21 protein-coding genes are annotated in these 20114 nt (G+C 66.3%); 10 read left to right on the top strand and 11 right to left on the bottom strand.

The window, feature by feature from the left end:
• Positions 1-450: 450 nt before the first annotated feature.
• From rpsT to mutM, 3 genes are all read right to left on the bottom strand, one after another.
• Entirely contained in the window at positions 451-717 is a 267-nt protein-coding gene (rpsT, locus tag LPB142_RS16785) for a 30S ribosomal protein S20 (protein WP_068765576.1), read from the bottom strand.
• Between the two features lie 155 nt (positions 718-872).
• Complete coding sequence (locus tag LPB142_RS16780; RefSeq protein WP_068765575.1) at positions 873-1649, bottom strand: enoyl-CoA hydratase; 777 nt, start codon at positions 1647-1649, stop codon at positions 873-875.
• A 95-nt stretch (positions 1650-1744) separates the two neighbouring features.
• Entirely contained in the window at positions 1745-2590 is an 846-nt protein-coding gene (gene mutM / locus LPB142_RS16775) for a bifunctional DNA-formamidopyrimidine glycosylase/DNA-(apurinic or apyrimidinic site) lyase (RefSeq protein ID WP_071167059.1), read from the bottom strand.
• 76 nt (positions 2591-2666) lie between these two features.
• Between mutM and ubiE the strand changes: the two genes are divergently transcribed.
• Together ubiE and ubiB are read left to right on the top strand one after the other, a co-directional pair.
• Entirely contained in the window at positions 2667-3419 is a 753-nt protein-coding gene (ubiE, locus tag LPB142_RS16770; protein WP_068765573.1) for a bifunctional demethylmenaquinone methyltransferase/2-methoxy-6-polyprenyl-1,4-benzoquinol methylase UbiE, read from the top strand.
• A gap of 1 nt (position 3420) precedes the next feature.
• Positions 3421-4950, top strand: coding sequence for a 2-polyprenylphenol 6-hydroxylase (gene ubiB / locus LPB142_RS16765; RefSeq protein WP_068765572.1), 1530 nt, complete (start codon positions 3421-3423; stop codon positions 4948-4950).
• A 3-nt stretch (positions 4951-4953) separates the two neighbouring features.
• Here ubiB and LPB142_RS16760 read toward each other — a convergent pair whose 3' ends face one another.
• Positions 4954-5631: a flagellar hook capping FlgD N-terminal domain-containing protein gene (locus LPB142_RS16760; RefSeq protein WP_068765571.1), complete on the bottom strand. Its 678-nt coding sequence runs from the start codon at positions 5629-5631 to the stop codon at positions 4954-4956.
• Between the two features lie 11 nt (positions 5632-5642).
• Entirely contained in the window at positions 5643-7721 is a 2079-nt protein-coding gene (locus LPB142_RS18640) for a flagellar hook-length control protein FliK (protein ID WP_156894416.1), read from the bottom strand.
• Positions 7722-7831: 110 nt separating this feature from the next.
• Between LPB142_RS18640 and LPB142_RS16750 the strand changes: the two genes are divergently transcribed.
• The 6 genes from LPB142_RS16750 to LPB142_RS16725 all read left to right on the top strand — a co-directional run bounded on the left by LPB142_RS16750 (position 7832) and on the right by LPB142_RS16725 (position 11907).
• Positions 7832-8122: a rod-binding protein gene (locus tag LPB142_RS16750; protein ID WP_083392731.1), complete on the top strand. Its 291-nt coding sequence runs from the start codon at positions 7832-7834 to the stop codon at positions 8120-8122.
• Positions 8115-8453, top strand: a complete 339-nt coding sequence (locus LPB142_RS16745) for a hypothetical protein (protein WP_068765568.1) — start codon at positions 8115-8117, stop codon at positions 8451-8453. Before LPB142_RS16750 ends, LPB142_RS16745 begins: the two co-directional genes overlap by 8 nt.
• A 211-nt stretch (positions 8454-8664) precedes the next feature.
• Positions 8665-10221 (top strand): flagellin N-terminal helical domain-containing protein, encoded by a 1557-nt coding sequence (locus LPB142_RS16740; protein WP_071167057.1) that lies wholly within the window; start codon positions 8665-8667, stop codon positions 10219-10221.
• Between the two features lie 86 nt (positions 10222-10307).
• Positions 10308-10685: a flagellar biosynthesis regulator FlaF gene (gene flaF, locus LPB142_RS16735; RefSeq protein ID WP_068765566.1), complete on the top strand. Its 378-nt coding sequence runs from the start codon at positions 10308-10310 to the stop codon at positions 10683-10685.
• Complete coding sequence (gene flbT, locus LPB142_RS16730; RefSeq protein ID WP_068765565.1) at positions 10682-11086, top strand: flagellar biosynthesis repressor FlbT; 405 nt, start codon at positions 10682-10684, stop codon at positions 11084-11086. The genes flaF and flbT overlap by 4 nt, the downstream gene beginning before the upstream one ends.
• Positions 11083-11907, top strand: a complete 825-nt coding sequence (locus LPB142_RS16725) for a DUF1217 domain-containing protein (protein WP_068765564.1) — start codon at positions 11083-11085, stop codon at positions 11905-11907. The genes flbT and LPB142_RS16725 overlap by 4 nt, the downstream gene beginning before the upstream one ends.
• A 41-nt stretch (positions 11908-11948) precedes the next feature.
• Here the strand turns inward: LPB142_RS16725 and fmt are convergent, their stop codons facing one another.
• The 3 genes from fmt to def (LPB142_RS16710) are packed head-to-tail and all read right to left on the bottom strand — an operon-like array spanning position 11949 to position 13887.
• Complete coding sequence (fmt, locus tag LPB142_RS16720) at positions 11949-12845, bottom strand: methionyl-tRNA formyltransferase (protein WP_071167056.1); 897 nt, start codon at positions 12843-12845, stop codon at positions 11949-11951.
• A gap of 2 nt (positions 12846-12847) precedes the next feature.
• A complete protein-coding gene (def, locus tag LPB142_RS16715) occupies positions 12848-13348 on the bottom strand; it encodes a peptide deformylase (protein WP_071167055.1) in 501 nt (166 codons plus the stop codon).
• The gene (gene def, locus LPB142_RS16710; RefSeq protein ID WP_068765561.1) at positions 13345-13887 is read right to left on the bottom strand and encodes a peptide deformylase; all 543 of its coding nucleotides are present in this window, start codon (positions 13885-13887) and stop codon (positions 13345-13347) included. Before def (LPB142_RS16710) ends, def (LPB142_RS16715) begins: the two co-directional genes overlap by 4 nt.
• Positions 13888-14060: 173 nt before the next feature.
• Between def (LPB142_RS16710) and LPB142_RS16705 the strand changes: the two genes are divergently transcribed.
• Entirely contained in the window at positions 14061-15239 is a 1179-nt protein-coding gene (locus LPB142_RS16705) for a MalY/PatB family protein (RefSeq protein ID WP_071167054.1), read from the top strand.
• Here LPB142_RS16705 and LPB142_RS16700 read toward each other — a convergent pair whose 3' ends face one another.
• Positions 15240-15587: a hypothetical protein gene (locus tag LPB142_RS16700; RefSeq protein WP_068765559.1), complete on the bottom strand. Its 348-nt coding sequence runs from the start codon at positions 15585-15587 to the stop codon at positions 15240-15242. It lies immediately after the preceding gene.
• A 172-nt stretch (positions 15588-15759) separates the two neighbouring features.
• Between LPB142_RS16700 and LPB142_RS16695 the strand changes: the two genes are divergently transcribed.
• Positions 15760-16926, top strand: coding sequence for a lytic murein transglycosylase (locus LPB142_RS16695; RefSeq protein WP_071167053.1), 1167 nt, complete (start codon positions 15760-15762; stop codon positions 16924-16926).
• Here the strand turns inward: LPB142_RS16695 and LPB142_RS16690 are convergent.
• Positions 16923-18350, bottom strand: coding sequence for an HlyD family type I secretion periplasmic adaptor subunit (locus LPB142_RS16690; RefSeq protein WP_083392730.1), 1428 nt, complete (start codon positions 18348-18350; stop codon positions 16923-16925). The two genes, LPB142_RS16695 and LPB142_RS16690, sit on opposite strands and share 4 nt — an antisense overlap.
• A complete protein-coding gene (locus LPB142_RS16685) occupies positions 18347-20083 on the bottom strand; it encodes a type I secretion system permease/ATPase (RefSeq protein WP_071167052.1) in 1737 nt (578 codons plus the stop codon). The genes LPB142_RS16690 and LPB142_RS16685 overlap by 4 nt, the downstream gene beginning before the upstream one ends.
• Between the last annotated feature and the right edge of the window lie 31 nt (positions 20084-20114).

Here is a 20114-nt window from a genome sequence, read left to right as displayed (position 1 = left end):
TTCAAACACACACTGTCAGCACGAACACGCCACCCGGATTGCTGGGCCGTTAACGGCCAGCACTCCACGGACAATAGGATACCCTTCCGGCAAGCCGGGCTAGGCATCACCTGCCGAAGCTGAGGGCGCAACACCCTCGAGAATCGGATACGCATCTTCCGAGGCCGGCAGTCCCGGCTTTTTTCCTTGTCGTGGCAGACTTTACGCCTGCTGCGGCCAGAGAAAGACGCGTCATGTCCCCCAAGGCGACGTGAATCGCATGGAGACGCTAGCAAGGGGGGAGGGATGGGTGCAACCGAACTTCGCGCTTGACGCGAGATTCCCTCAAGCGAATCTCAAAGCGGCGTCAAAGCTGCAACACCGCCAGACAATTCATTGATTTATCTGAGAAAAACAAAAAGGCGCCCGGGCGGGGCGCCTTCTGGAAACAGCTTGTTTTCCAAGCCGTTATCAGGCTTGCAGAGCCTTCACGCGGGCGGCAAGACGCGAGATCTTGCGCGACACGGTGTTCTTGTGCAGCACGCCCTTGGTCACGCCGCGCGCCAGCTCCGGCTGAGCCGCTTGCAGGGCGAGTTTCGCCGCATCGGCATCGCCCGAAGCGATCGCTTCTTCGACTTTGCGAACGAAGGTGCGGATCCGCGAACGACGCGCTTTGTTGACATCATTGCGACGCTCGTTCTGGCGGGCGCGCTTCTTGGACTGGGGCGTATTGGCCATGTGTGTTCCGACTTTCCGGGTCTGTTACAATATCGATTGCGCAACAAAGCCCGGTCGTCCCAGCGAACCGGATGATTCTAGCCTGAGCGGGCTCCACGCGCATGTAAGCGCTGCCTTTACGCCAAAATCACCCGGAGGGGAAGGCCTTTTCGGCCTTATTTGTCGCGGAATTGCGGCTCGCGCTTCTCGAGGAAGGCGGCCATGCCCTCTTTCTGGTCCTCGGTCGCGAAGAGCGCATAGAAGGTGCGCCGCTCGAAGCGCACGCCTTCGGCGAGGGTGGTTTCATAGGCGACGTTGACCGCCTCTTTCGCGGCCATCACGCTGACTTGCGATTTCGCGGCGATCTTCTGCGCGGCGGCCATCGCCTCCTGCACGAGCTTCGCGGCCGGCACGACGCGGCTGACAAGGCCCGAGCGCTCGGCTTCGGCGGCGTCCATGAAGCGGCCGGTCAGATGCATGTCCATCGACTTCGACTTGCCGACGAAGCGGGTCAGGCGCTGGGTGCCGCCCATGCCGGCGATCACGCCGAGGTTGATCTCGGGCTGGCCGAATTTGGCGTTGTCGCCGGCGATGATGAAATCGCACATCATGGCCAGCTCGCAGCCGCCGCCGAGCGCATAGCCCGCCACCGCCGCGATGATCGGCTTGCGGGTCGCGAGGATGGTCTCGGTCTCGGCGGAGAAGAAGCTCTGCGTATACATCTCGACGAACGACTTGTCCGACATCTCCTTGATGTCGGCGCCGGCAGCGAAGGCTTTCTCGGAGCCGGTGATGACGATGCAGCGCACCTTCTCGTTGGCGTCGGCGGCCTTGAGCGCATCGCCGAGCTCGGCGAGCAGGGCCGAGTTCAGGGCGTTCAGGGCTTCGGGGCGATTGAGCCGGATCAGAGCGACGTAGTCCTCGATCTCGACGATCAGGGTCTGGTAGGCCATGTGGCGTTGCCTTTCCTTCTTGGTCAGCAGGAGTCCTATCAGGACCGCGCAGTTTATCAAGCCTGACTTCGCAGACGCAGAATTTCCGGTCGGGTTCAGCGTTGACAGGCGGGGCAGAAAAAGCTCGAACGGGAGGATTGCACGATCCGCCGGATCGGGGTGGCGCAGGTGGCGCAGGGCTCGCCCTCGCGGTCATAGACGCGGAAACTGTGCTGGAAATAGCCAAGTTCGCCATCGGCCTGACGATGATCGCGCAGCGACGAGCCCCCCGCCGCGATCGCCTCGGCGAGCACCTCGCGGATGATCGGCACGAGGCCGGCGAGGCGTTTCGCGGCGATCTTGCCCGCGGCACGGCGCGGGTCGATGCCGGCGCGGAAGAGCACTTCGGAGACATAGATATTGCCGAGCCCGGCAAGGATGCGTTGATCCAGGAGCGCCGATTTGATCGGCATCGTGCGGCCCTTGAGCCGCTCGAGCAGGTATTCCTCGTTGAATTCATTGCCAAAAGGCTCGGGGCCGAGCCCCGCGAGGAGCCAATGCGCCGCCTCGCGATCGGTGCGCACGAGATCCATCGCGCCAAAGCGGCGGGCGTCGTTGAAGGTCACGCGCGCGCCGCCCTCCATCTGCAAAACGACGTGGTCGTGCTTTTGCGGGGCGGGGTGGTCGAGGTGGAACCCGCCCAGCATGACGCCCGAAACCAGCATCCGCCCCGACATGCCGAGATGGATCAGCAGGCTCTCGCCGGTGTCGAGATCGGCGAGGATATATTTCGAGCGCCGCCGCAGCCGCTCGACCCGCGCGCCGGTGATCCGCTCGGCCATCCGCTCGGGCAGGGGCCAGCGCAGATCGGGGCGGTTGACCTCTGCGCGCGCGATCACCCGGCCCTCCATCGCGGGCAAAAGCCCCTCTCGGACGGTCTCGACCTCGGGAAGTTCGGGCATTCGGTGCTCCTGTCGCATTGTCTTGGCCGCGCGGGCCCCTATAAGAAGGGGGACAATTTCAGATCGGCAAGAGCGCATGAGCACGGATCAGACCAAGACCACGCATTTCGGTTTCAAGACAGTGGAGGAGGGCGAAAAGGCCGGGCTCGTCCATGGCGTCTTCTCGCGGGTGGCCTCGAAATACGACATCATGAACGATCTGATGAGCCTCGGCATCCACCGGATCTGGAAGGATGCGATGATGGATTGGCTCGCGCCGCGGCCGGGGCAACGGCTTCTCGACGTGGCGGGGGGCACGGGCGACGTGGCGTTCCGCTTCCTCAATCGCGCGCCGGGCAGCATCGCGACCGTCTGCGACATGACCGAATCGATGCTGATCGAGGGGCAGAAGCGCGCCGAGGCCGAGGATATGTCGGAGCGGCTGAGCTGGGTCGTGGGCGATGCGATGGCGCTGCCCTTCGAGGCCAATACCTTCGATGTCTACACGATCTCCTTCGGGATCCGGAATGTGACGCGGATCGGCGATGCGCTGCGCGAGGCCTATCGGGTGCTCAAGCCCGGCGGGCGGCTGATGGTGCTCGAATTCAACCAGATCCCGAATGATCTGATGCAGGCGGCCTATGACGCCTATTCGTTCAATGTGATCCCGGTGATGGGCCAGATCGTGGCGAATGACCGCGACAGCTATCAATATCTTGTGGAGTCGATCCGTAAATTCCCCAATCAGGAGCTCTTTGCCTCGATGATCCGCGAGGCCGGGTTCGAGCAGGTGAAATATCGCAACCTGTCGATGGGGATCGCGGCGCTGCATTCGGGTTGGAAGATCTGAGATGCGCGGGCCCCACAATATCTGGCGGCTGATCCGCACCGGCGCAACTTTCGAGCGCACCGGCGCGATGGGCGCCGCGCTCGAGGCGCTCGATGCGCCGCCGCGGCTGCGGCTGGTGGCGCGGGTGATGGGCTGGCCGTTCAAATGGCTCGGCTACAAGGGCGACCCGGCTCTGCCGCCGGTGACGCGGGCGATCACCGCGCTCGGGCCGGCCTATATCAAGTTCGGTCAGGTGCTCTCGACGCGGCCCGATGTGGTGGGCCCCGAGCTCGCCGATCAGCTGCGCGTCTTGCAAGACAAGCTGCCGCCCTTCCCGATCGAGGTCGCGAAACAGACGATCGAGGCGGAGCTCGGCCGGCCGGTCGATGCGCTGTTCAGCGAGTTTTCCGAGCCCGTCGCGGCCGCGTCGATCGCGCAGGTTCACCAGGCGCGGCGCGCCGATACCGGCGCCAAGGTCGCGGTGAAGGTGCTGCGGCCGGGGATCGAGCGGGCCTTCCGGCGCGATCTCGATGCGTTCCATTTCGCCGCGGGCATGATCGAGCGGCTCTCGCCCGCCTCGCGGCGGCTGCGGCCCAATGATGTGGTGCGGCATTTCGAGGGCGTGGTTCTGGGCGAGCTCGATCTGCGCCGTGAGGCCGCTGCGGCCTCGCAATTCGCCGCGAACACCGCGCAGGACGCCGGGTTTACCGTGCCGCGTCCGGCTTGGGAATTTTCCGGCCGGACGGTGATGGTGATGGATTGGGCCGAGGGGCTGCCGATGGGCGACCCGGCGGCGATCCGCGCCGCGGGGATCGACCCGGTCGCGCTTTCGGAGCGGGTGTTGCAGCTCTTCCTCAGCCATGCGCTGCGCGACGGTTATTTCCACGCCGACATGCACCACGGCAACCTCAAGGTCGCGGCGAATGGCGATATCATCGCCTATGATTTCGGGATCATGGGGCAGATCGACGAATATACCCGCCGGGTTTATGCGGAGATCCTGATGGGCTTCATCCGGCGCGATTATCATCGCGTGGCGGAGGTGCATTTCGAGGCGGGTTATGTGCCGGCGGATCGGGATGTGAATGAATTTGCGCTGGCGCTGCGGGCGGTGGGCGAGCCGATCTTCGGGATGGATGCGACGCATATCTCGATGGCGCGGCTCTTGGCTTATCTCTTTGAGGTTACAGAGAAATTCGGGATGCAAACGCGGACCGAGCTGATCTTGCTGCAACGGACCATGGTGGTGGTCGAGGGGGTGGCGCGCTCGCTCAACCCGGCGATCAACATGTGGGAGGCGGCGCGGCCGGTCGTGGAGAAATACATCCGCGAAAATCTCGGGCCGCGGTCGGTGGTGCGGGATCTGGTGCGCACGGTTCAGACGCTGGGCCATTTCGGGCCGCGGCTGCCTGAACTCTTGCGCGAGGCGATCGAGCGGCGCACCGCGCCCGCCCCCGAGGCGGCGGCGCCGAGCCGGCCCGCGGCGCGGATGTTCGTTCTCCTCGGCGCGCTACTGCTCGGGCTTGGCGTGGCGATCGGGACCGCGCTCTGAGGGTCAGGCGGGTTCGCGCAGGGCGGTGATGTCGGTTGTGCCGACGGTGACGCCGCCTTGCAAGACGAGCACCGTGCCGCTCGCGGTGCCCTGCGCCTCGACGATCCGGCTATAGACCTCGACCTGATCGCTCGAAAGCAGGGTGCCGTTGTTGTAGCTTTCGAGTTTGAAATCATAGAGCCCCGTGGGCAGCGGGGTGCCGCTGCTGTCAAGGCCCGTCCAGTCGTAAGGGTCGGTGGAGACCGGGACCGTGCCGCGCCAGACCTCGTTCTCGGCGGCGTCATAGGCGACGAGAACCGTCTGATCGGCGCCCTGCACCGGGTTCGGCGCGAGGGTGATCGGATCGCCGTCATAATAGCCGGCCGCCGGAACGCGGGCCTCCATGCCCACCCATCCGGCGAGCTGGGACATGCCCATCACACCGAGCTGCGTCGCCAGAGATTCCAGCAGATCATTGGTTTTCACCTGTTGCTCGACGCCCGAAAAGGTCGCGAGCTGGACGGCGTAATCCGAACTGTCGATCGGGTTGAGCGGATCCTGGTTCTGCATCTGTGCGGTCAGCATGGTCAGGAAGGTCTGGAAATCCGAGCTCAGGCCCGAGGCGGCCGCGGAGTTCGAGCTCGAACTGGCGCTGTTGCTTGCGGCCGGGGTTGCCGAATTTGCGGACGTCACGGTGGTCATCTATGCCTCCATCAGATGCGCAGATCGAGGCCGCCGGAGCTGGTCGGAGCGGCTCTGCGGGGTTCGGCTGCGACGGGGGTCGCGGGGGTGGGGGAGAAGTCTTCGCTCGAAGGCTCTGGCGGGAAGGGGGACGCATCGGCCTGTTGGCGGGGGTGGTCGCTGAAGGTGAAGCTGACATCCGCGTAGCCGATCTCGCGGAAATCGCGTTCCAGGCTTTCGATGTGGCGCCGCATCAGGTCGAGCGTCTCCATCCGCTCGGCCTGCACGACGACGCGCATCCCGGTGTCATGCGGGTGCAAGGTCATGCGGACCTTGCCAAGCTCTTCTGGAGAAAGCGAAATCTCGACATTGCCCTCACGGTGGCCGCGCACGGCCGAGGCGATCTGATGGCTGACATGGCTTGCCTGGGCCGCAGGCGTGCGGTCGATCATCTCCGGTCGGGCGGTTGCGCGCGTGGCCTGATCTGCGGGGGGAGGCTGGTCGACACGTTGCACCGCAGGGTCTTGCCCCCCGTCGGTGACAACTTTCACCTCGCTCGCCAGCGATCGCGTCAACGGCTCTGCCCGAGCCTCGGGTGAGGTTGCTGCGACCGGTTCGTGCGTCGGCTGTCGCTCATCGTCCTCGGGTTCGCTCGGCCGATGTTTGTCGACAGGGGGCGGCGTGTCGCCTTGCGCCGCGCGCGCGGTTTGCTCGGGCGTTTCGGGCTCGGGGCGCGGCATGGGGGTGGTCGCGGCGGTGGGTTCTGCGGCCTCGGGCGGTTGCGGCGCTTCGGGCGCGGCGGCGGGGTCTTCGGCGCGCGCGGGATCATCTGCCGGGGGCGTCGGGCTCTCCGCTGTGCCGCCCTGACCCGCGGCCAGCGGCGGCGGGGCGGGTGCTTCGATGCGCGCTGCGCCCGGCTCGGCGCGCGCCGGGGTTGGCTCGGGCGGCTGATCAGACGGAATTGTCGCGTCCGCCTCACGGGTCGCGACCTCGGGCCAACCGCTCAGCGGAGCAGGGGCGAAGCGGGGAGAGAGCTCGTCCGGTGCGGCACGGGGGGCGCTTTGCGCCGCGGGGGCGACGGTTGGCGTTGCGGTCGGCAGGACACGTATCTGCACGGGTGAGCCATCGCCGAGTTGCGGCGCCACGGGCGCTTCGCCGGCGGTGGCGGGGGGCGGGGGGCTCGGCTGAGCGGCGAGCGGTTGTGGCTGGGGCGTCATGCTTGCCGGCGCGGCTTTGGCGGGCCGCGGTGCCTCGGAGGTGATTGGCTGCTCCGGTGCGGTCTCGGCCCGTTGCGCCGGGTGAGGCGTCGGCGGAGCCTCGCGTCTGGCGCCAAGCTCGCCCGGCTGAGCCGCGGGATCGGGCTTCTCTTGCGGCGGTTTGGCCGCCGCCGAGGGCGGGGTGGGCGGTGCGGCGCCGGGCTCCGCGATCGGCGTGGGGAGACCCTGCGGTGCCTCTGCGCTGGGTGCAGGCGCGGCCGAGGCCGATCGACTTGGGCTGCCGGCCTCGCTCGGCGCGGCGGGGGAGGCGGTCGTTGGGCGCGCCATGGGAGACTCCGCCGGAGCCGCGGCGAGAGGGGGCTGCTGCGGCACCGGCGCGCTGGCCACCGGGGCCTCTGCTGTCGGCCCCTGCGGCGCAGGAGACGTCTTTTCGCGCGCGGGCGCATTCGGTGCGGCGGGCGTCGGTTGCACATCATCTGTTTCGCACGTCGCCGGGCGCGCGCGCGTTTCGACCACGAGCTGCGGAGCCGCGACCGCCCCCAGCTGGCCGGGATCCGGTGCGGGAGGATCGACGGAGGGCGGAGCCTCGGCCGCAGGCGCGGCGTCCTTGGGCGGCCCTTCGGTCAGGAGTTCGGCATCCGGCGCGAGGGCCGTTTCCGGCGGCGACTCGGTCGCCTGAGTGAGGATCATCAAAATCTGCAGCCCAGCGGCCTCGCGCAGCGCGGCCGGATCGGTCGCCGGCGATTGGGCCGGCGTTGGCGCGGGCTGTTTCTCCCCCGACCAGACGAACTCAAACCCGCCGTCCTCGACCGGAACCGCCGACTCGCCCCCCCCGGTCGGGGTGGCTCGCGGCGCCTTTGCCGACGCAAAATCTAGTAAACCCTGGAGGTTCATGGTCCTCACGACTTCTGCCTGTGACCTGACCAGCTTGGCAGAAGGAAGTTACTGCTTCTTTACCACCTCATGCCAATATCGCGGAAAATGAGGTGAAATGGAGAACGTCCATGATCGAGGTCCGGCCGACCCAGCCCCCCGCGACGCCGCGCACGGGCCCGCCCGGGGATGAGGCGCAGATGCGCGCGGCCGCGATGGATCTCGAGGCGAGTTTTCTGGCGGAAATGCTGACCTGCGCGGGGCTTGGCAAGAGCTCGGACATGTTCGGCGGGGGCGTCGGGGAGGAGCAGTTTTCCTCGTTCCTCGTGCAGGAGCAGGCCAAGCAGATGGCGCGCGCGGGCGGAATCGGGCTTGCCGAAACGATTTTCAATGCGCTTCAGAAAGGAGCGACTCATGGCTGAGACCTTGCTGGATGATCTGGTCGACATGCTGCGGCTGGAACGCGAGATGATCCGCTCCGGCGATTTCGGGGCGCTCAACGCGCTGGCCGAGCGCAAGGAATCGCTGCTGCGCGACCTGGTCGGGGCGCCGGTGACCGGGCTGGAGCGGATTCGCGCCATGGCCGAAGAGAATCAGCGGATCCTGAATGCCGCGCTCAAAGGCGTGCGGGCCGCACAGCGCCGCTTGCAGATGATCCGCGACGCCTCGAAGGCGCTCAACAGCTATGACCCTCAGGGGCGGGCCCGGACGATCCGACCGGATGGCACTGGCTCGCTCGAACGCCGCGCGTAAACCAATCTTCTAAATTTCGAACGATACAGGGCCGGCCTCAGAGCCGGCCTTAGCTTTCTGTTAGCTCTTCTGTGGTCATCTCAGCAGGCATCTTGATGGATGGCGCGGAAGGGCAAGGCCCGGGTCCGCATCGGTCAGAAAACCACGAGCGCCGCTCCAAGGGCGGTATGTGAAACCCGGCGCAAAGCGCCGTTTCTGTGAAGGACCTGACATGTCGAGCATTCTTACCAACACCGGCGCAATGGTTGCGCTGCAGACGCTCAAAGGCATCAACTCGAACCTCTCGACCACGCAATCTGAAATCTCGACCGGTAAATCGGTCGCCACCGCGAAAGACAACGCGGCCGTCTGGGCCATCTCGAAAGTGATGGAATCGGACGTGAAGGGCTTTGAAGGGATTTCCGACAGCCTCGCCCTGGGCGATTCGACGGTTGCCGTCGCCCAGAACGCCTCCGAAACGATCACCGGCCTGCTGACCGATATGAAGGGCAAGATCGTTGCCGCGCAGGAATCGAACGTCGACCGCGAAAAGATCCAGAACGACATCGTCGCTCTGCGCGATCAGATCAAGTCGGTCGTCGGCGCCGCGCAGTTCAACGGCCTCAATCTCGTCGAAGGCACCGATGACATCACCATCCTGTCGTCGCTTGACCGTCAGTCGAACGGCAATGTCAGCGCCTCGCACATCACCGTCGCGCGTCAGGATCTGACGACCTCGGCCGGTGTTGCGGGCACGACCGCGCTCTCGGGCATGACCACGGCTGATCTTGGCACGATCACCGACGCGGCCGGCGCCACGGTTACCGCGACCTCCGCGGCGACCGGCTCCAAGGCGCAAATCCAGTTCGCGGGCACCGCGGCGGATGGCAATGTCTACACGATCAACCTCGGCGGGAATACGATCTCCTACACCGCGGATGTGACGGGCGGCGATGACGACGACGCGATTCGCGACAACCTGATGGGCCAGATCAACGCCCTCGGGATCGAAGGCGTCACGGCCTCTGCCGGCACGAACGCGGGCGAGCTGGTGATCGCGAACACCAATGCGTTCAGCGATATGGAGCTGTCGATCGCGCAGCCGGCCTCCGGCGGCACGATGAACATCGAAGAACTGAACGGCGAAACCGGCCTGACGGCAACCTCGGGCACGATCGCGCAACGCGCCGAAACGATCGACTTCTCCGCCACCGCGGCGGTCGATGAAGGCATGACCTTCAAGGCCACCGTTGCCGGACAGTCGTTCAACTACATCGCCGGCAAGGGCGAATCGATGGAAGATGTGGCCAAAGGCCTCAAGACCGCCATCGACTCGAACGCCCCCGAGGGCGTGACGACCCAAGTGCAGTACGATTCGGACAGCGGTGTCTGGTCGCTTGCGATCGATGATGCAACCGGCGGTCGGACCCTTGGTCTGAACGTCACCACGGGCGGCACGGCTTCGGGCGGCCTGTTCGGTCTCGACAACATCGATGTGACCACCGATGCCGGCGCGGAAGCGGCTCTCGACAATATCGAGACCATGATCCAGACCGCGACGGAAGCCGCCGCCTCCTTCGGTTCGGTGGCGGGCCGGATCGAGACCCAGTCGTCCTTCATCACCAACCTGTCGGACTCGATGAAGGCCGGGATTGGCTCGATGGTCGATGCGGATATGGAGGAAGCCTCGGCGCGTCTCCAGGCCCTGCAAACGCAGCAGCAGCTGGGCATTCAGGCGCTTTCGATCGCCAACCAGCAACCGCAGAACATCCTGTCGCTGTTCCGCTGATAACGACCGGAGGCGCCTCAAAGGGCGCCTCCCTCCCCCGCGGCAAAGCCGCGAACTGAAGCATTCAGCCACAGGAAGGATTTCCCGTGAACGCTACGACTCTGGCCAAAACGGCCTATGGCAACCCGGCTCAAGCCACCCGCACCCCGCGCGGCATCGAATACGAGCTCTTTGCGCGGATCACGCATCGCCTGAAACAGGCGAAGGAACGGGGAAAAGTGGATTTTGGCGCTCTCGCCCGAGCCCTTTACGAAAATCGCCGCCTCTGGACGACCCTCGCGGTGGATGTCGCCTCCCCGGACAATGGCCTCCCCCCCCAGCTGCGCGCCCGCCTCTTCTATCTCAACGAATTCACGCAGCAGCATAGCCGCAAGGTTCTCTCCGGAGAAGCCGAGCTTGACGTGCTGATCGATATCAATACGTCGATCATGCGCGGCCTGCGTCAGGAAGGCGGCCAAGCATGACCGGCCTTGTCCTGAAACTCGCCCCCAAGGAGCGCGTCCTGATCAATGGCGCGGTGATCGAAAACGGCGACAGGCGATCTCGCCTGGCCATCATGACGCCCAATGCGCATATCCTGCGCCTGCGCGATGCGATCCATCCGGAAGAGGTGAATACCCCGGTTCGACGCGTCTGCTACATCGCGCAACTGGTGCTGTCCGGCGATGCGGATGCCGATGAGGCCAAGATGCAGCTGCTGCGGGGAATCGAGCAGCTGAGCCAGGTTCTGACCGATAACGACAGTCGGACCCAGCTTACCGTGGCAACGACCGCGGTCCTCGATGGCCAGCATTATCAGGCGCTCAAGGCGCTTCGCAGCCTCCTGCCCAGGGAGGAGCGGCTCCTCGCCGCGCGGCCGTCATGACCTACACGCCGGTCGTTCCGCTCGGGGGCTATGCCGGCTGGAAGTTTCTGAGCCGGACCATGGAGAAGCAGCAGGCGACCTTTGTCGCCTCTGCCGAAATCCAGAGGAACGAAGAGTATTTCAGAGAAAAGATCGGCGAGGTCAAAACCGCCAAAGAGCTCGTCAGCGACCGAAGGCTGCTCACCGTGGCCCTCGGCGCTTTCGGGTTGGATGACGATATCAACAACAAGTATTTCGTGCAGAAGGTGCTTGAAGAGGGCACTCTCGACAGCGATGCATTGGCCAACAAGCTCTCCGACAAGCGCTATCTCGCGCTCTCCAAGGCATTCGGCTTTGGGGATTTCAACACGCCGCGCACTGTCCTGAGCGATTTTCCGGACGAGATCCTCGCCAATTACGAGACCCGTCAGTTCGAGATCGCGGTGGGCGATGTCGATACGACGATGCGGATGGTGATGACGGCGCAACGCGAGATCCCCGAGCTTGCCGCCAAGACCAACAGCGAGACCACCAAGTGGTATACCGTGATCGGCTCGCCCACGATGAGCGAGGTCTTCCGGGTTGGCCTCGGCCTGCCGCAGAGCGTCTCTGCGCTCGACGTTGATCAGCAAGTCGAGATTTATCGTCAAAAGACAGACGCGATGTTCGGGTCGACAGATCCTGCGATCTTCACCGAGAGCGCGTCCATGGACAAACTTCTCAAGACCTACCTGCTGCGCAGCGAGGTCAGTGTTTCGAATTCGAGCGCGTCCAACTCGATCGCGCTCCAGCTGCTGAATTCGGGCCGATCCTCGACCAACATTCTCTCGGTTCTGCTCTGACCGGATGGGCCGCGGCGCCTGAGAGGCTCAGGCCCCCTTTCTCAAATCAGAGACGCGGGGAGGGTGAGCCCTTTCAAGAGCTCTGTCGTTGGCATCGGGCGCTTGCCTTCGCGCTGGGCTTCGAGCACGCGCACCGCGCCCGTCCCGCAATAGACGACGAAGGCCTCCGCCGTCGTTCCCGCAGCGCCTTCGCTGTCCAGAACTTCGGCCCGCAAGAGCTTGATCCGCTCGCCGTCGATCTCGGTCCAGGCGCCCGGGAATGGGGACAGGCCATTGATTTTGCGACAAACCTCTTCCGCCGCCTCGGTCCAATCGACGTGCGCCTCCGCTTTGTCGATCTTTTGCGCATAGGTGACGCCCTCGCTGGGCTGAGCCTCCGGCGTCAACGCGTCGATCCGCGCCAGGGCCTGCACGATCAGCCGAGCCCCCATCGCCGAGAGCCGGTCATGCAGCTCCCCCGTGGTTTCGCTCGCCCCGATCGTCGTCTCCTCGCGCAGCAAGACGGGCCCGGTGTCGAGGCCGGCCTCCATCTGCATGATGCACACGCCTGTCGCCGCATCGCCGCTCATGATCGCCCGATGGATCGGCGCCGCTCCCCGCCAGCGCGGCAGGAGCGAGGCATGAATGTTCAGGCACCCCTTCCGCGGGGCGTCGAGAATCGCCTGCGGCAGGATCAGCCCATAGGCGACCACCACCGCAACATCGGCCCCCAGCGCGGCAAAAGCCTCGCGCGTCTCGGTCTGCTTGAAATTCACCGGCGTCCGGACCGCGAGCCCGAGCTCCAGCGCGCGCGCATGCACCGGCGAGGGGCGCTCCTTCTTGCCGCGCCCGGCGGGGCGGGGGGGCTGCGAATAGACTGCGACAATCTCGTGCTCGGCATGAAGCGTCTCGAGAACCGGAACCGAAAAGTCCGGCGTGCCCATGAACACGACCCGCATCCTCACCTCTTGTGCAGCTTTTTCGACTTTTGAATCAACATCTTGCGGCGCAGCGGCGAAAGATGGTCGAGATAGGTCTTGCCGTTGAGGTGATCGATCTGGTGCTGCACCGACGTCGCCCAGAGCCCGACGAAATCGCGCTCCTCCCAGACATTATCCGCGTTCAGAAACCGCACCGTCACCGCCCGCGGCCGCTCGATCGTCGCCCAGACCCCCGGCAGGTTCGGGCTCGCCTCATCATGTTTGCGCATCTGCCCGGAGGCATGCAGGATCTCGGGGTTCGCCATCCGCACCGCCTGCCCCCGCTTTTCCGAGGCATCGACGACCGCGAGGCGCATCATGATCCCGATCTGCGGCGCGGCGAGGCCGACACCCGGCATCGCATCCATCGTCTCGATCATGTCGTCCCAGATCATCCGAACCGTCTCGGTCACCGCCTCGGCCGGGTCGGCGGGGGTGTGCAACCGCTTGTCCTCAAAGGGAATATAGCTGCGCAGCGTCATCCGATGAAGCCGTCCTTGGTCACCCGCGCGCGCTCGCGTTTGAGCTTTTCCATCTTGCGGGTGATCATCTGGCGCTTCAGCGGCCCGAGGTAGTCGATGAACAACTTGCCGTTGAGGTGGTCGTTTTCGTGCTGGGCGCAGGTCGCCCAGAGCCCGTCGAACTGCTCCTCATGGAGCTGCCCGTCGAGCCCGAGCCAGCGCATCCGCACCTCTTTCGGCCGCGTCACCTCGGCATATTGGTCGGGGATCGAGAGGCACCCCTCCTCGTAGACGTTGCTCTCCTCCGAGGTCCAGGTGACCTCCGGGTTGATCAGCACCATCGGCTCGGGCGCGGTGGTCTTGTCCTTGACGCAATCCATCACGAAGACGCGTTTGAGCACGCCGACCTGAGGCGCGGCGAGGCCGACCCCGGGCGCGTCATACATCGTGGCCAGCATGTCATCGGCGAGCTTGCGGATCTCGTCATCCACTTGGGCAACGGGGTCGCAGAGCTTCTTGAGCCTCGGGTCGGGATGGATCAGAATGGGGCGAATGGTCATGGTCGAGATTTAGGCGAAGGCGCCCGGCGGCGCAATGCTCGGCAAAGATAGGCACGTTGTTCCAGTTGAGCTATTCAAAACGGGAGGTTGTCCCGCATTTGATCTATTTACCGGAACCATGATCTGAAATATCCATCTCGAATGGAATTGTGTCGCGCAAGGAGATTGCCGGAATGACTCACGCTCCGAACTTCGATGAGATCATTGATCGCGTCGGGACCCATTCGGCGAAATGGGATGAGATGCAGGGGCTCTTCGGGGTCGACCCGCGCGAGGGCATCGCGATGTGGGTCGCGGATATGGATTTCCGCCCGCCGGCCTGCGTTTCGGCGGCGATCGAGACGCTGCTCGCGCAGGGGGTTTTCGGATATTGGGGCGATAACGCGGCCTATCACGCGGCGATTCAATGGTGGATGGCCGAGCGCCACGGCTGGCAGGTCGCGCCCGAGTGGATTTTCACCACTCATGGGCTGGTGAACGGCACGGCGATCTGTGTCGAGGCTTTCACCGCTCCGGGCGACGGGGTGGTGCTGATGACGCCGGTTTACCACGCGTTCGCCCGGGTGATTCGCGCGGCCGGGCGCAAGGTCGTGGAATGTCCGCTCGCGCTGGTCGATGGCCGGTATGAGATGGATTTCGACGCTTGGGAGGCGCAGATGGACGGCTCGGCGAAGATGCTGATCCTGTGTTCGCCGCATAACCCGGGTGGGCGCGTCTGGACCGAGGCCGAGCTGCGCGCGACGGCGGAATTTGCCGCGCGCCACGGGCTCGTGCTGGTCTCCGACGAGATCCATCATGACCTGGTGATGCCGGGGCAGAGCCATATCCCGGCCGCGGTCGCGCTGCCCGAAACGCCGGTCGTGATGATGACGGCCACGACCAAGACCTTCAACATCGCCGGCGCCCATTCGGGCAATGTGATCATCGCCGACCCCGAACTGCGCGCGAAATTCGCCGCGAAGATGAATGCGCTCGGCATTTCGCCGAACAGCTTCGGCCTTGCCATGGCGACGGCGGCCTATAGCCCGGAGGGGGCGGCCTGGCTTGATGCGCTCAACGCCTATCTCGATGAAAATCGAAAGATTTTCGACGCCGGGGTGAATGCGATCCCGGGGCTCGCGTCGATGCCGCTCGAGGCGACCTACCTCGCCTGGGTCGACTTTTCCGGCACCGGGATGACCCCTGCGGAGTTCATCGCCCGGGTCGAGGGTGAGGCGAAGATCGCCGCGAATCATGGCGCGAGCTTCGGCCTTGGCGGCGAGACCTTCCTGCGTTTCAACCTCGCGACGCCGCGCGCGCGGGTCGAGGAGGCGGTGGCGCGGCTCGCCCGCGCCTTCGCCGATTTGCAGTAATCACGCCGGGGGCAGGTAGCCCACGGGCGCATTGGCCGCGCGGACAAAATCGAGCGCCGCGCGGTCGGTCACCAGGGTTTCGCGCTTGACCGAACAGATCAGCTCGCCGCCTTCGATCTCCGAGGCGACGATCAGCGCCGTCGCGATATGGCGCCCGCCCTCATACAGCTCGACGAGCCCGCGCAGATGCGACACCTCCGCCGCGTTGAGCGCAAAGCCGCCCCGCCAGCGCCGCAGCACCGGCCAGACCGCATCGCCCGCCACGACGCGCAGCCGCGACCGGCGCCCCGTTTCGCGCGTTTGGGCCGCGCGCATCGCCGCGACCAGATCTTTCGGCAGGAATTCCATGTTCTCCTCCCAGAGCCGTCTCCCTCCTGTAATCCTGTGTCCTGCATTGTAAAAATCAAGTTAACCAAACCCTTGCGCGCGCCGAATTCGCGCGCCCGTGCCCGCGCTGCAACGCGGTTGCCTGAACGGGGCGGCGCGGGTAGCGTCGCGTCAGTTGGTTCAGGAGGTTTCCATGCGTCGTCTGGCTTTGGCTTTCACTGTGGCTCTCAGCGTGCCGGGGGGCGCTTTCGCGCAATGCGGCGGCGATTTCGGCGCCTTTCTGGGCGGGCTGAAGGCCGAAATGCAGGGCCGCGGGCTCTCGGCGGCGCAGGCCGATGGCTTCCTGCGCGGCGCGCGCCTCGATCAGAAGGTTTTGCGCGCCGATCGGGCGCAGGGCGTTTTTCGTAAGGATTTCATCGCTTTCTCCGGCTCGGTGATCAGCCAGAACCGGCTCGCCAACGGCGCGCGCATGGCGCAGAAATACGCCGATGTCTTCGCCCGGGCGGAGCGGGACTATGGCGTTTCGCGCGGGGTTTTGCTGGCGTTCTGGGGGCTCGAGACCGATTTCGGCGCGGTGCAGGGCGATTTCAACACGCGTGATGCGCTGGTCACGCTCGCCCATGATTGCCGCCGCCCCGAGCTTTTCCGCCCGCAGGTTCTGGCCGCGGCCGAGCTTTACCGGCGCGGCGATTTCGACCCGGCGCGCAACCTTGGCGCCTGGGCGGGCGAGATCGGTCAGGTCCAGATGCTGCCCGAGGATATCTTGCGCAACGGGGTCGATGGCGACGGCGACGGGCATGTGAACCTGAAGGGCTCGGCGCCCGATGCGCTGATGTCGGGGGCGAAGATGATCGCGGGGATGGGCTGGCGCGCGGGCGAGCCCTGGATGCAGGAGATCGTGGTGCCGGAGGGGCTTGATTGGTCGAAAACCGGGCTTGATCACGAGCTTTCCACCGCCGATTGGGCGCGGATGGGGGTGCGCGCGCGCAGCGGGGCGCTCGCGCCGGGCAAGGGCTCGATCCTGTTGCCGATGGGGCGCAAGGGGCCGGCCTTCATGGTCTTCCCGAATTTCCGGGTGCTCTTCAACTGGAACCAGAGCTTCGTTTACGTCACCACCGCGGCCTATTTCGCGACCCGGCTCGAGGGCGCGCCGAAGTTCGATCCGCGCGCGCCGGAGCCGGGCCTCGGCGCCGAGCAGATGAAGGCCTTGCAGCAAAAGCTCGCCGCGCGCGGCCATGATGTCGGGCCGATCGACGGGATCCTGGGCGCGCGCACGCGGGTTGCGGTGCAGCGCGAGCAGGCGCGGCTCGGCCTGCCGGCCGATGCCTGGCCCACCGCGGCGCTGCTCCGCGGGCTTTAATTCTCGCGGAAGGCGCGGTTGAAGTAATCTGCGAAGGGCTTGATCAGGTAAGCCATCGGCGAGCGCTCCCCGGTGCGGATATAGACCTCGGCGGGCATGCCGGGCAGCAGTTTCAGCCCCGCGATCTTGTCCATCTCGCCGGGGTTGAGCTCCACCTCGGCGCGGTAATAGCTCATCCGCGTGGCTTCGTCGGTGAACGCGTCCGCCGAGATTTTCGTAACCTGGCCAAAGAGTTGCGGCGTCGTGCGGCCCGAGAAGGCGGAGAAGCGCAGCGTCACCGGCTGGCCGATGCCGATCTCGTCGATATGGAGCGGCGAGACGCGGGCCGAGATCACCAGCGGGCGGTCTTGCGGGATCAGGTAGAGCACCGGGTCGGCCGGGCGGATCACCGAGCGCGGCGTGGTCACCGCCATCGCATAGACCACGCCCGAGACCGGCGCGCGGATGTCGAGCCGCTCGATCTGGCCGGTCAGCGCGCGGCGGCGCTCGGCGAGTTCGAGCTCGCGGTAGCCGATGTTGCGCAGCTCGGTTTCCGCATCCTCGCGGCGTTGCGAGCCGAGGCGGAGCTGTTCGAGCTGGATCTCGGTCAGCCGGCCCTCGGCCTGGGCGCGCTGGGCGGTGAGCTCGCCGACCTGACCGTCGAGCGAGGCCGCCTCGCGTTCGAGCGCGAGCACGCGCGAGGCCTGGGCGAGGCCGCGGTCGAGCAGCCCGCGTTGGTCGGTGAGCTCCTGGCCGATCAGATCGCGTTGGCGCGAGAGCGCGGCGAGCTGGGCCTCGATGCCGGAGATCTGGCTGCGGGTCTGTTCGAGGCGTTTGTCGAGCTGTTCGAGCGATTTTGCGAGCGTGGCGCGGCGGGCATCGAAGAGCCGCATCTGGCCGTCGGTCAGCTCGGCGACATCGGGGTCGCGGGCGGCGGCGGCGAGGAGTTCGGGCGAAAAGGCGATGGTGGGTTGATCGGCGCGCTCGGCTTCGAGCCGGCCGCGGCGGGCTTGCAGCTCGAAGAACTGCCCCTCGACGATCGCGAGTTCGGAGCGCAGCAGGTCGCCGTCGAGGCGGATCAGCGTGTCGCCGGCCGCGACCGTATCGCCGTCATGGACGAGGATTTCGGCGACCACGCCGCCGTCGGGGTGCTGGACGATCTGGCGCGACTGGTCGACTTCGACCTGGCCGGAGGCGACGACCGCGCCCGCGATCGTGCTCAGCGTCGCCCAAAGGCCGAAGCCGCCGACGAGCGCAAGGAGCGCCAGAAACCCGATCAGCAGCGCCGGGCGGGCGCTCGGTGTGGCCGGGTCGTCGGCGGGGGCGGCTTTCGCGGGGGTGATCTGCGCCAGCGCCGCGGGCTTGGCCTTGTCGAGCGCGGTGCCGCGCCGGAAGGTCTTGCTCACCAGCGCGCGCGGGCTCTTGTCATCGGCTTCGGGGCTCATGCGGCGCCTCCCGGGTTGGTCGTGCGGGTCAGTTCGGCGGCGTTTTGCACCATCGCCTTGAGCACCTCGTCGCGCGGGCCGAAGGCGCGGCGCATGCCGCCCTCGAGCACGAGAAGCGTGTCGCATTCCGCGATCGCATTGGGGCGGTGCGCCATGATCAGGACCGCGCCGCCCGCCGCCTTGAGCGCGCGCACCGCGGTGTTGAGCGCCTGGGTGCCTTCATTGTCGAGGTTGGCGTTGGGCTCGTCGAGCACGAGCAGCACCGGGTCGTCGTAAAGCGCGCGGGCGAGCCCGATGCGCTGGATCTGTCCGCCCGAGAGGCGCCCGCCGGCCTGGCTCACGCGGGTGTCATAGCCCTGCGGCAGGTCGAGGATCAGCTGATGCGCGGCGGCGCGTTTGGCGGCCTCGACGACCTTGGCGGCATCGGGGCGGGGGGAGAGGCGCGCGATATTCTCGGCGATCGTGCCGTCGAAAAGGGTGACGCGCTGCGGCAGGTAGCCGATCAGCTGGCCGAGCACATCGGGGTCATATTGCGAGAGCGTGGCGCCATCGAGCCGGATCGCGCCGCCCGAGGGTTTCCAGACCCCGCAGAGCGCGCGCGCGAGCGTCGATTTGCCCGCACCCGAGGGGCCGATGATGCCCATCGCCTGACCGGGCTCGACGGTGAAATTGACCATCCTGAGCGTTGCCGCCGAGGCGCCGGGCGGCACCACGGTGAGCTGGGTGACCTCGAGCCGCGCGGCCGGGCGCGGCAACGCGGTGCGCGCGGGCTCCACCGGGATCGAGCCGAGCAGCTCGCCCAGCCGGTGCCAGCCCTCATGGGCGCGCGCGACCACCATCCACTGCCCCACCGCCTGTTCGACCGGCGCGAGCGCCCGGCCCATCAGGATCGAGCCCGCGATCATCGCCCCCGCCGTCATCTCGCCGCGCAGCACGATCCAGGCGCCGAGCGCGAGCATCGCCGATTGCAGGAAGAGCCGGAAGGTGCGCGCGAAGATCGAGAAGGAGCCGCCGAGATCGGCCGCCTTCAGCCCCGCCTCCATCGCGCTCAGCCGCGCGTTCTGCCAGCGCCGGAAACTCGCGCCGCGCATGCCGAGCGCCTCGATCAGCTCGGCCTCGTCGCGCAGCTGATCCGACATCCGCTCGGCCTGCATCTGCATGCCGGTGGCGGCGTGCAGCGGGCGGGCGGTCAGGCGCTGGTTGAGCAGCGTCACCGCGATCAGGATCACCCCGCCCGCGAGCGAGAGAAAGCCGAGCAGCGGGTGGAAGAGGAAGATCGCCGCGAAGAAGATCGGCGACCAGGGCAGATCGAAGAGCGCCAGAAACACCGGCGCCGAGAGCAGCCGGTTGATCGCATCGAGATCGCGCAGGCCGGCTTGCGCCACCGGGTCGTTGGGCGCCATCGCGTTACGGCGCAGGACCGCGTCGAAGACCCGCGCCTCGAGCGCCGCCTGAAACCGCGCGCCGACCCGCGCCATGACCCGCGCGCGCGCGTAATCGAGCAGCCCCATCATCAGGAACAGGAACACCACCAGCACGAAAAGCGCGGTGAGCGTCTCCACCGCGCGCGAGCCCAGAACCCGGTCATAGACCTGCAACATGAAGAGCGGCCCGGTCAGCATCAACAGGTTCACGAAGGCCGAGAACAGCGCGACCGACCAGAACAGATGGCGGCTCTGGCTCCGCGCGGCGCGCAGTTCGGCCAGACCGGCGGCAGGGGAGGTGGGTTTCATGGGCGCTCCTCGGATCTGCGCGACTCTCGCC

It is taken from the genome of Rhodobacter xanthinilyticus, from assembly GCF_001856665.1.
Classification (GTDB): domain Bacteria; phylum Pseudomonadota; class Alphaproteobacteria; order Rhodobacterales; family Rhodobacteraceae; genus Rhodobacter; species Rhodobacter xanthinilyticus.
The sequence above is the reverse complement of the archived record's forward strand: the minus strand, read 5'-3'. Positions and strand labels throughout refer to the sequence as shown.

Bases quoted from the DNA above. Each gene is read 5' to 3' on its own strand.
- rpsT (WP_068765576.1), bottom strand. From the start codon at position 717: ATGGCCAATACGCCCCAGTCCAAGAAGCGCGCCCGCCAGAACGAGCGT.
- LPB142_RS16780 (WP_068765575.1), bottom strand. From the start codon at position 1,649: ATGGCCTACCAGACCCTGATCGTCGAGATCGAGGACTACGTCGCTCTG.
- mutM (WP_071167059.1), bottom strand. From the start codon at position 2,590: ATGCCCGAACTTCCCGAGGTCGAGACCGTCCGAGAGGGGCTTTTGCCC.
- ubiE (WP_068765573.1), top strand. From the start codon at position 2,667: ATGAGCACGGATCAGACCAAGACCACGCATTTCGGTTTCAAGACAGTG.
- ubiB (WP_068765572.1), top strand. From the start codon at position 3,421: ATGCGCGGGCCCCACAATATCTGGCGGCTGATCCGCACCGGCGCAACT.
- LPB142_RS16760 (WP_068765571.1), bottom strand. From the start codon at position 5,631: ATGACCACCGTGACGTCCGCAAATTCGGCAACCCCGGCCGCAAGCAAC.
- LPB142_RS18640 (WP_156894416.1), bottom strand. From the start codon at position 7,721: ATGAACCTCCAGGGTTTACTAGATTTTGCGTCGGCAAAGGCGCCGCGA.
- LPB142_RS16750 (WP_083392731.1), top strand. From the start codon at position 7,832: ATGATCGAGGTCCGGCCGACCCAGCCCCCCGCGACGCCGCGCACGGGC.
- LPB142_RS16745 (WP_068765568.1), top strand. From the start codon at position 8,115: ATGGCTGAGACCTTGCTGGATGATCTGGTCGACATGCTGCGGCTGGAA.
- LPB142_RS16740 (WP_071167057.1), top strand. From the start codon at position 8,665: ATGTCGAGCATTCTTACCAACACCGGCGCAATGGTTGCGCTGCAGACG.
- flbT (WP_068765565.1), top strand. From the start codon at position 10,682: ATGACCGGCCTTGTCCTGAAACTCGCCCCCAAGGAGCGCGTCCTGATC.
- LPB142_RS16725 (WP_068765564.1), top strand. From the start codon at position 11,083: ATGACCTACACGCCGGTCGTTCCGCTCGGGGGCTATGCCGGCTGGAAG.
- fmt (WP_071167056.1), bottom strand. From the start codon at position 12,845: ATGCGGGTCGTGTTCATGGGCACGCCGGACTTTTCGGTTCCGGTTCTC.
- def (WP_071167055.1), bottom strand. From the start codon at position 13,348: ATGACGCTGCGCAGCTATATTCCCTTTGAGGACAAGCGGTTGCACACC.
- def (WP_068765561.1), bottom strand. From the start codon at position 13,887: ATGACCATTCGCCCCATTCTGATCCATCCCGACCCGAGGCTCAAGAAG.
- LPB142_RS16705 (WP_071167054.1), top strand. From the start codon at position 14,061: ATGACTCACGCTCCGAACTTCGATGAGATCATTGATCGCGTCGGGACC.
- LPB142_RS16700 (WP_068765559.1), bottom strand. From the start codon at position 15,587: ATGGAATTCCTGCCGAAAGATCTGGTCGCGGCGATGCGCGCGGCCCAA.
- LPB142_RS16695 (WP_071167053.1), top strand. From the start codon at position 15,760: ATGCGTCGTCTGGCTTTGGCTTTCACTGTGGCTCTCAGCGTGCCGGGG.
- LPB142_RS16690 (WP_083392730.1), bottom strand. From the start codon at position 18,350: ATGAGCCCCGAAGCCGATGACAAGAGCCCGCGCGCGCTGGTGAGCAAG.
- LPB142_RS16685 (WP_071167052.1), bottom strand. From the start codon at position 20,083: ATGAAACCCACCTCCCCTGCCGCCGGTCTGGCCGAACTGCGCGCCGCG.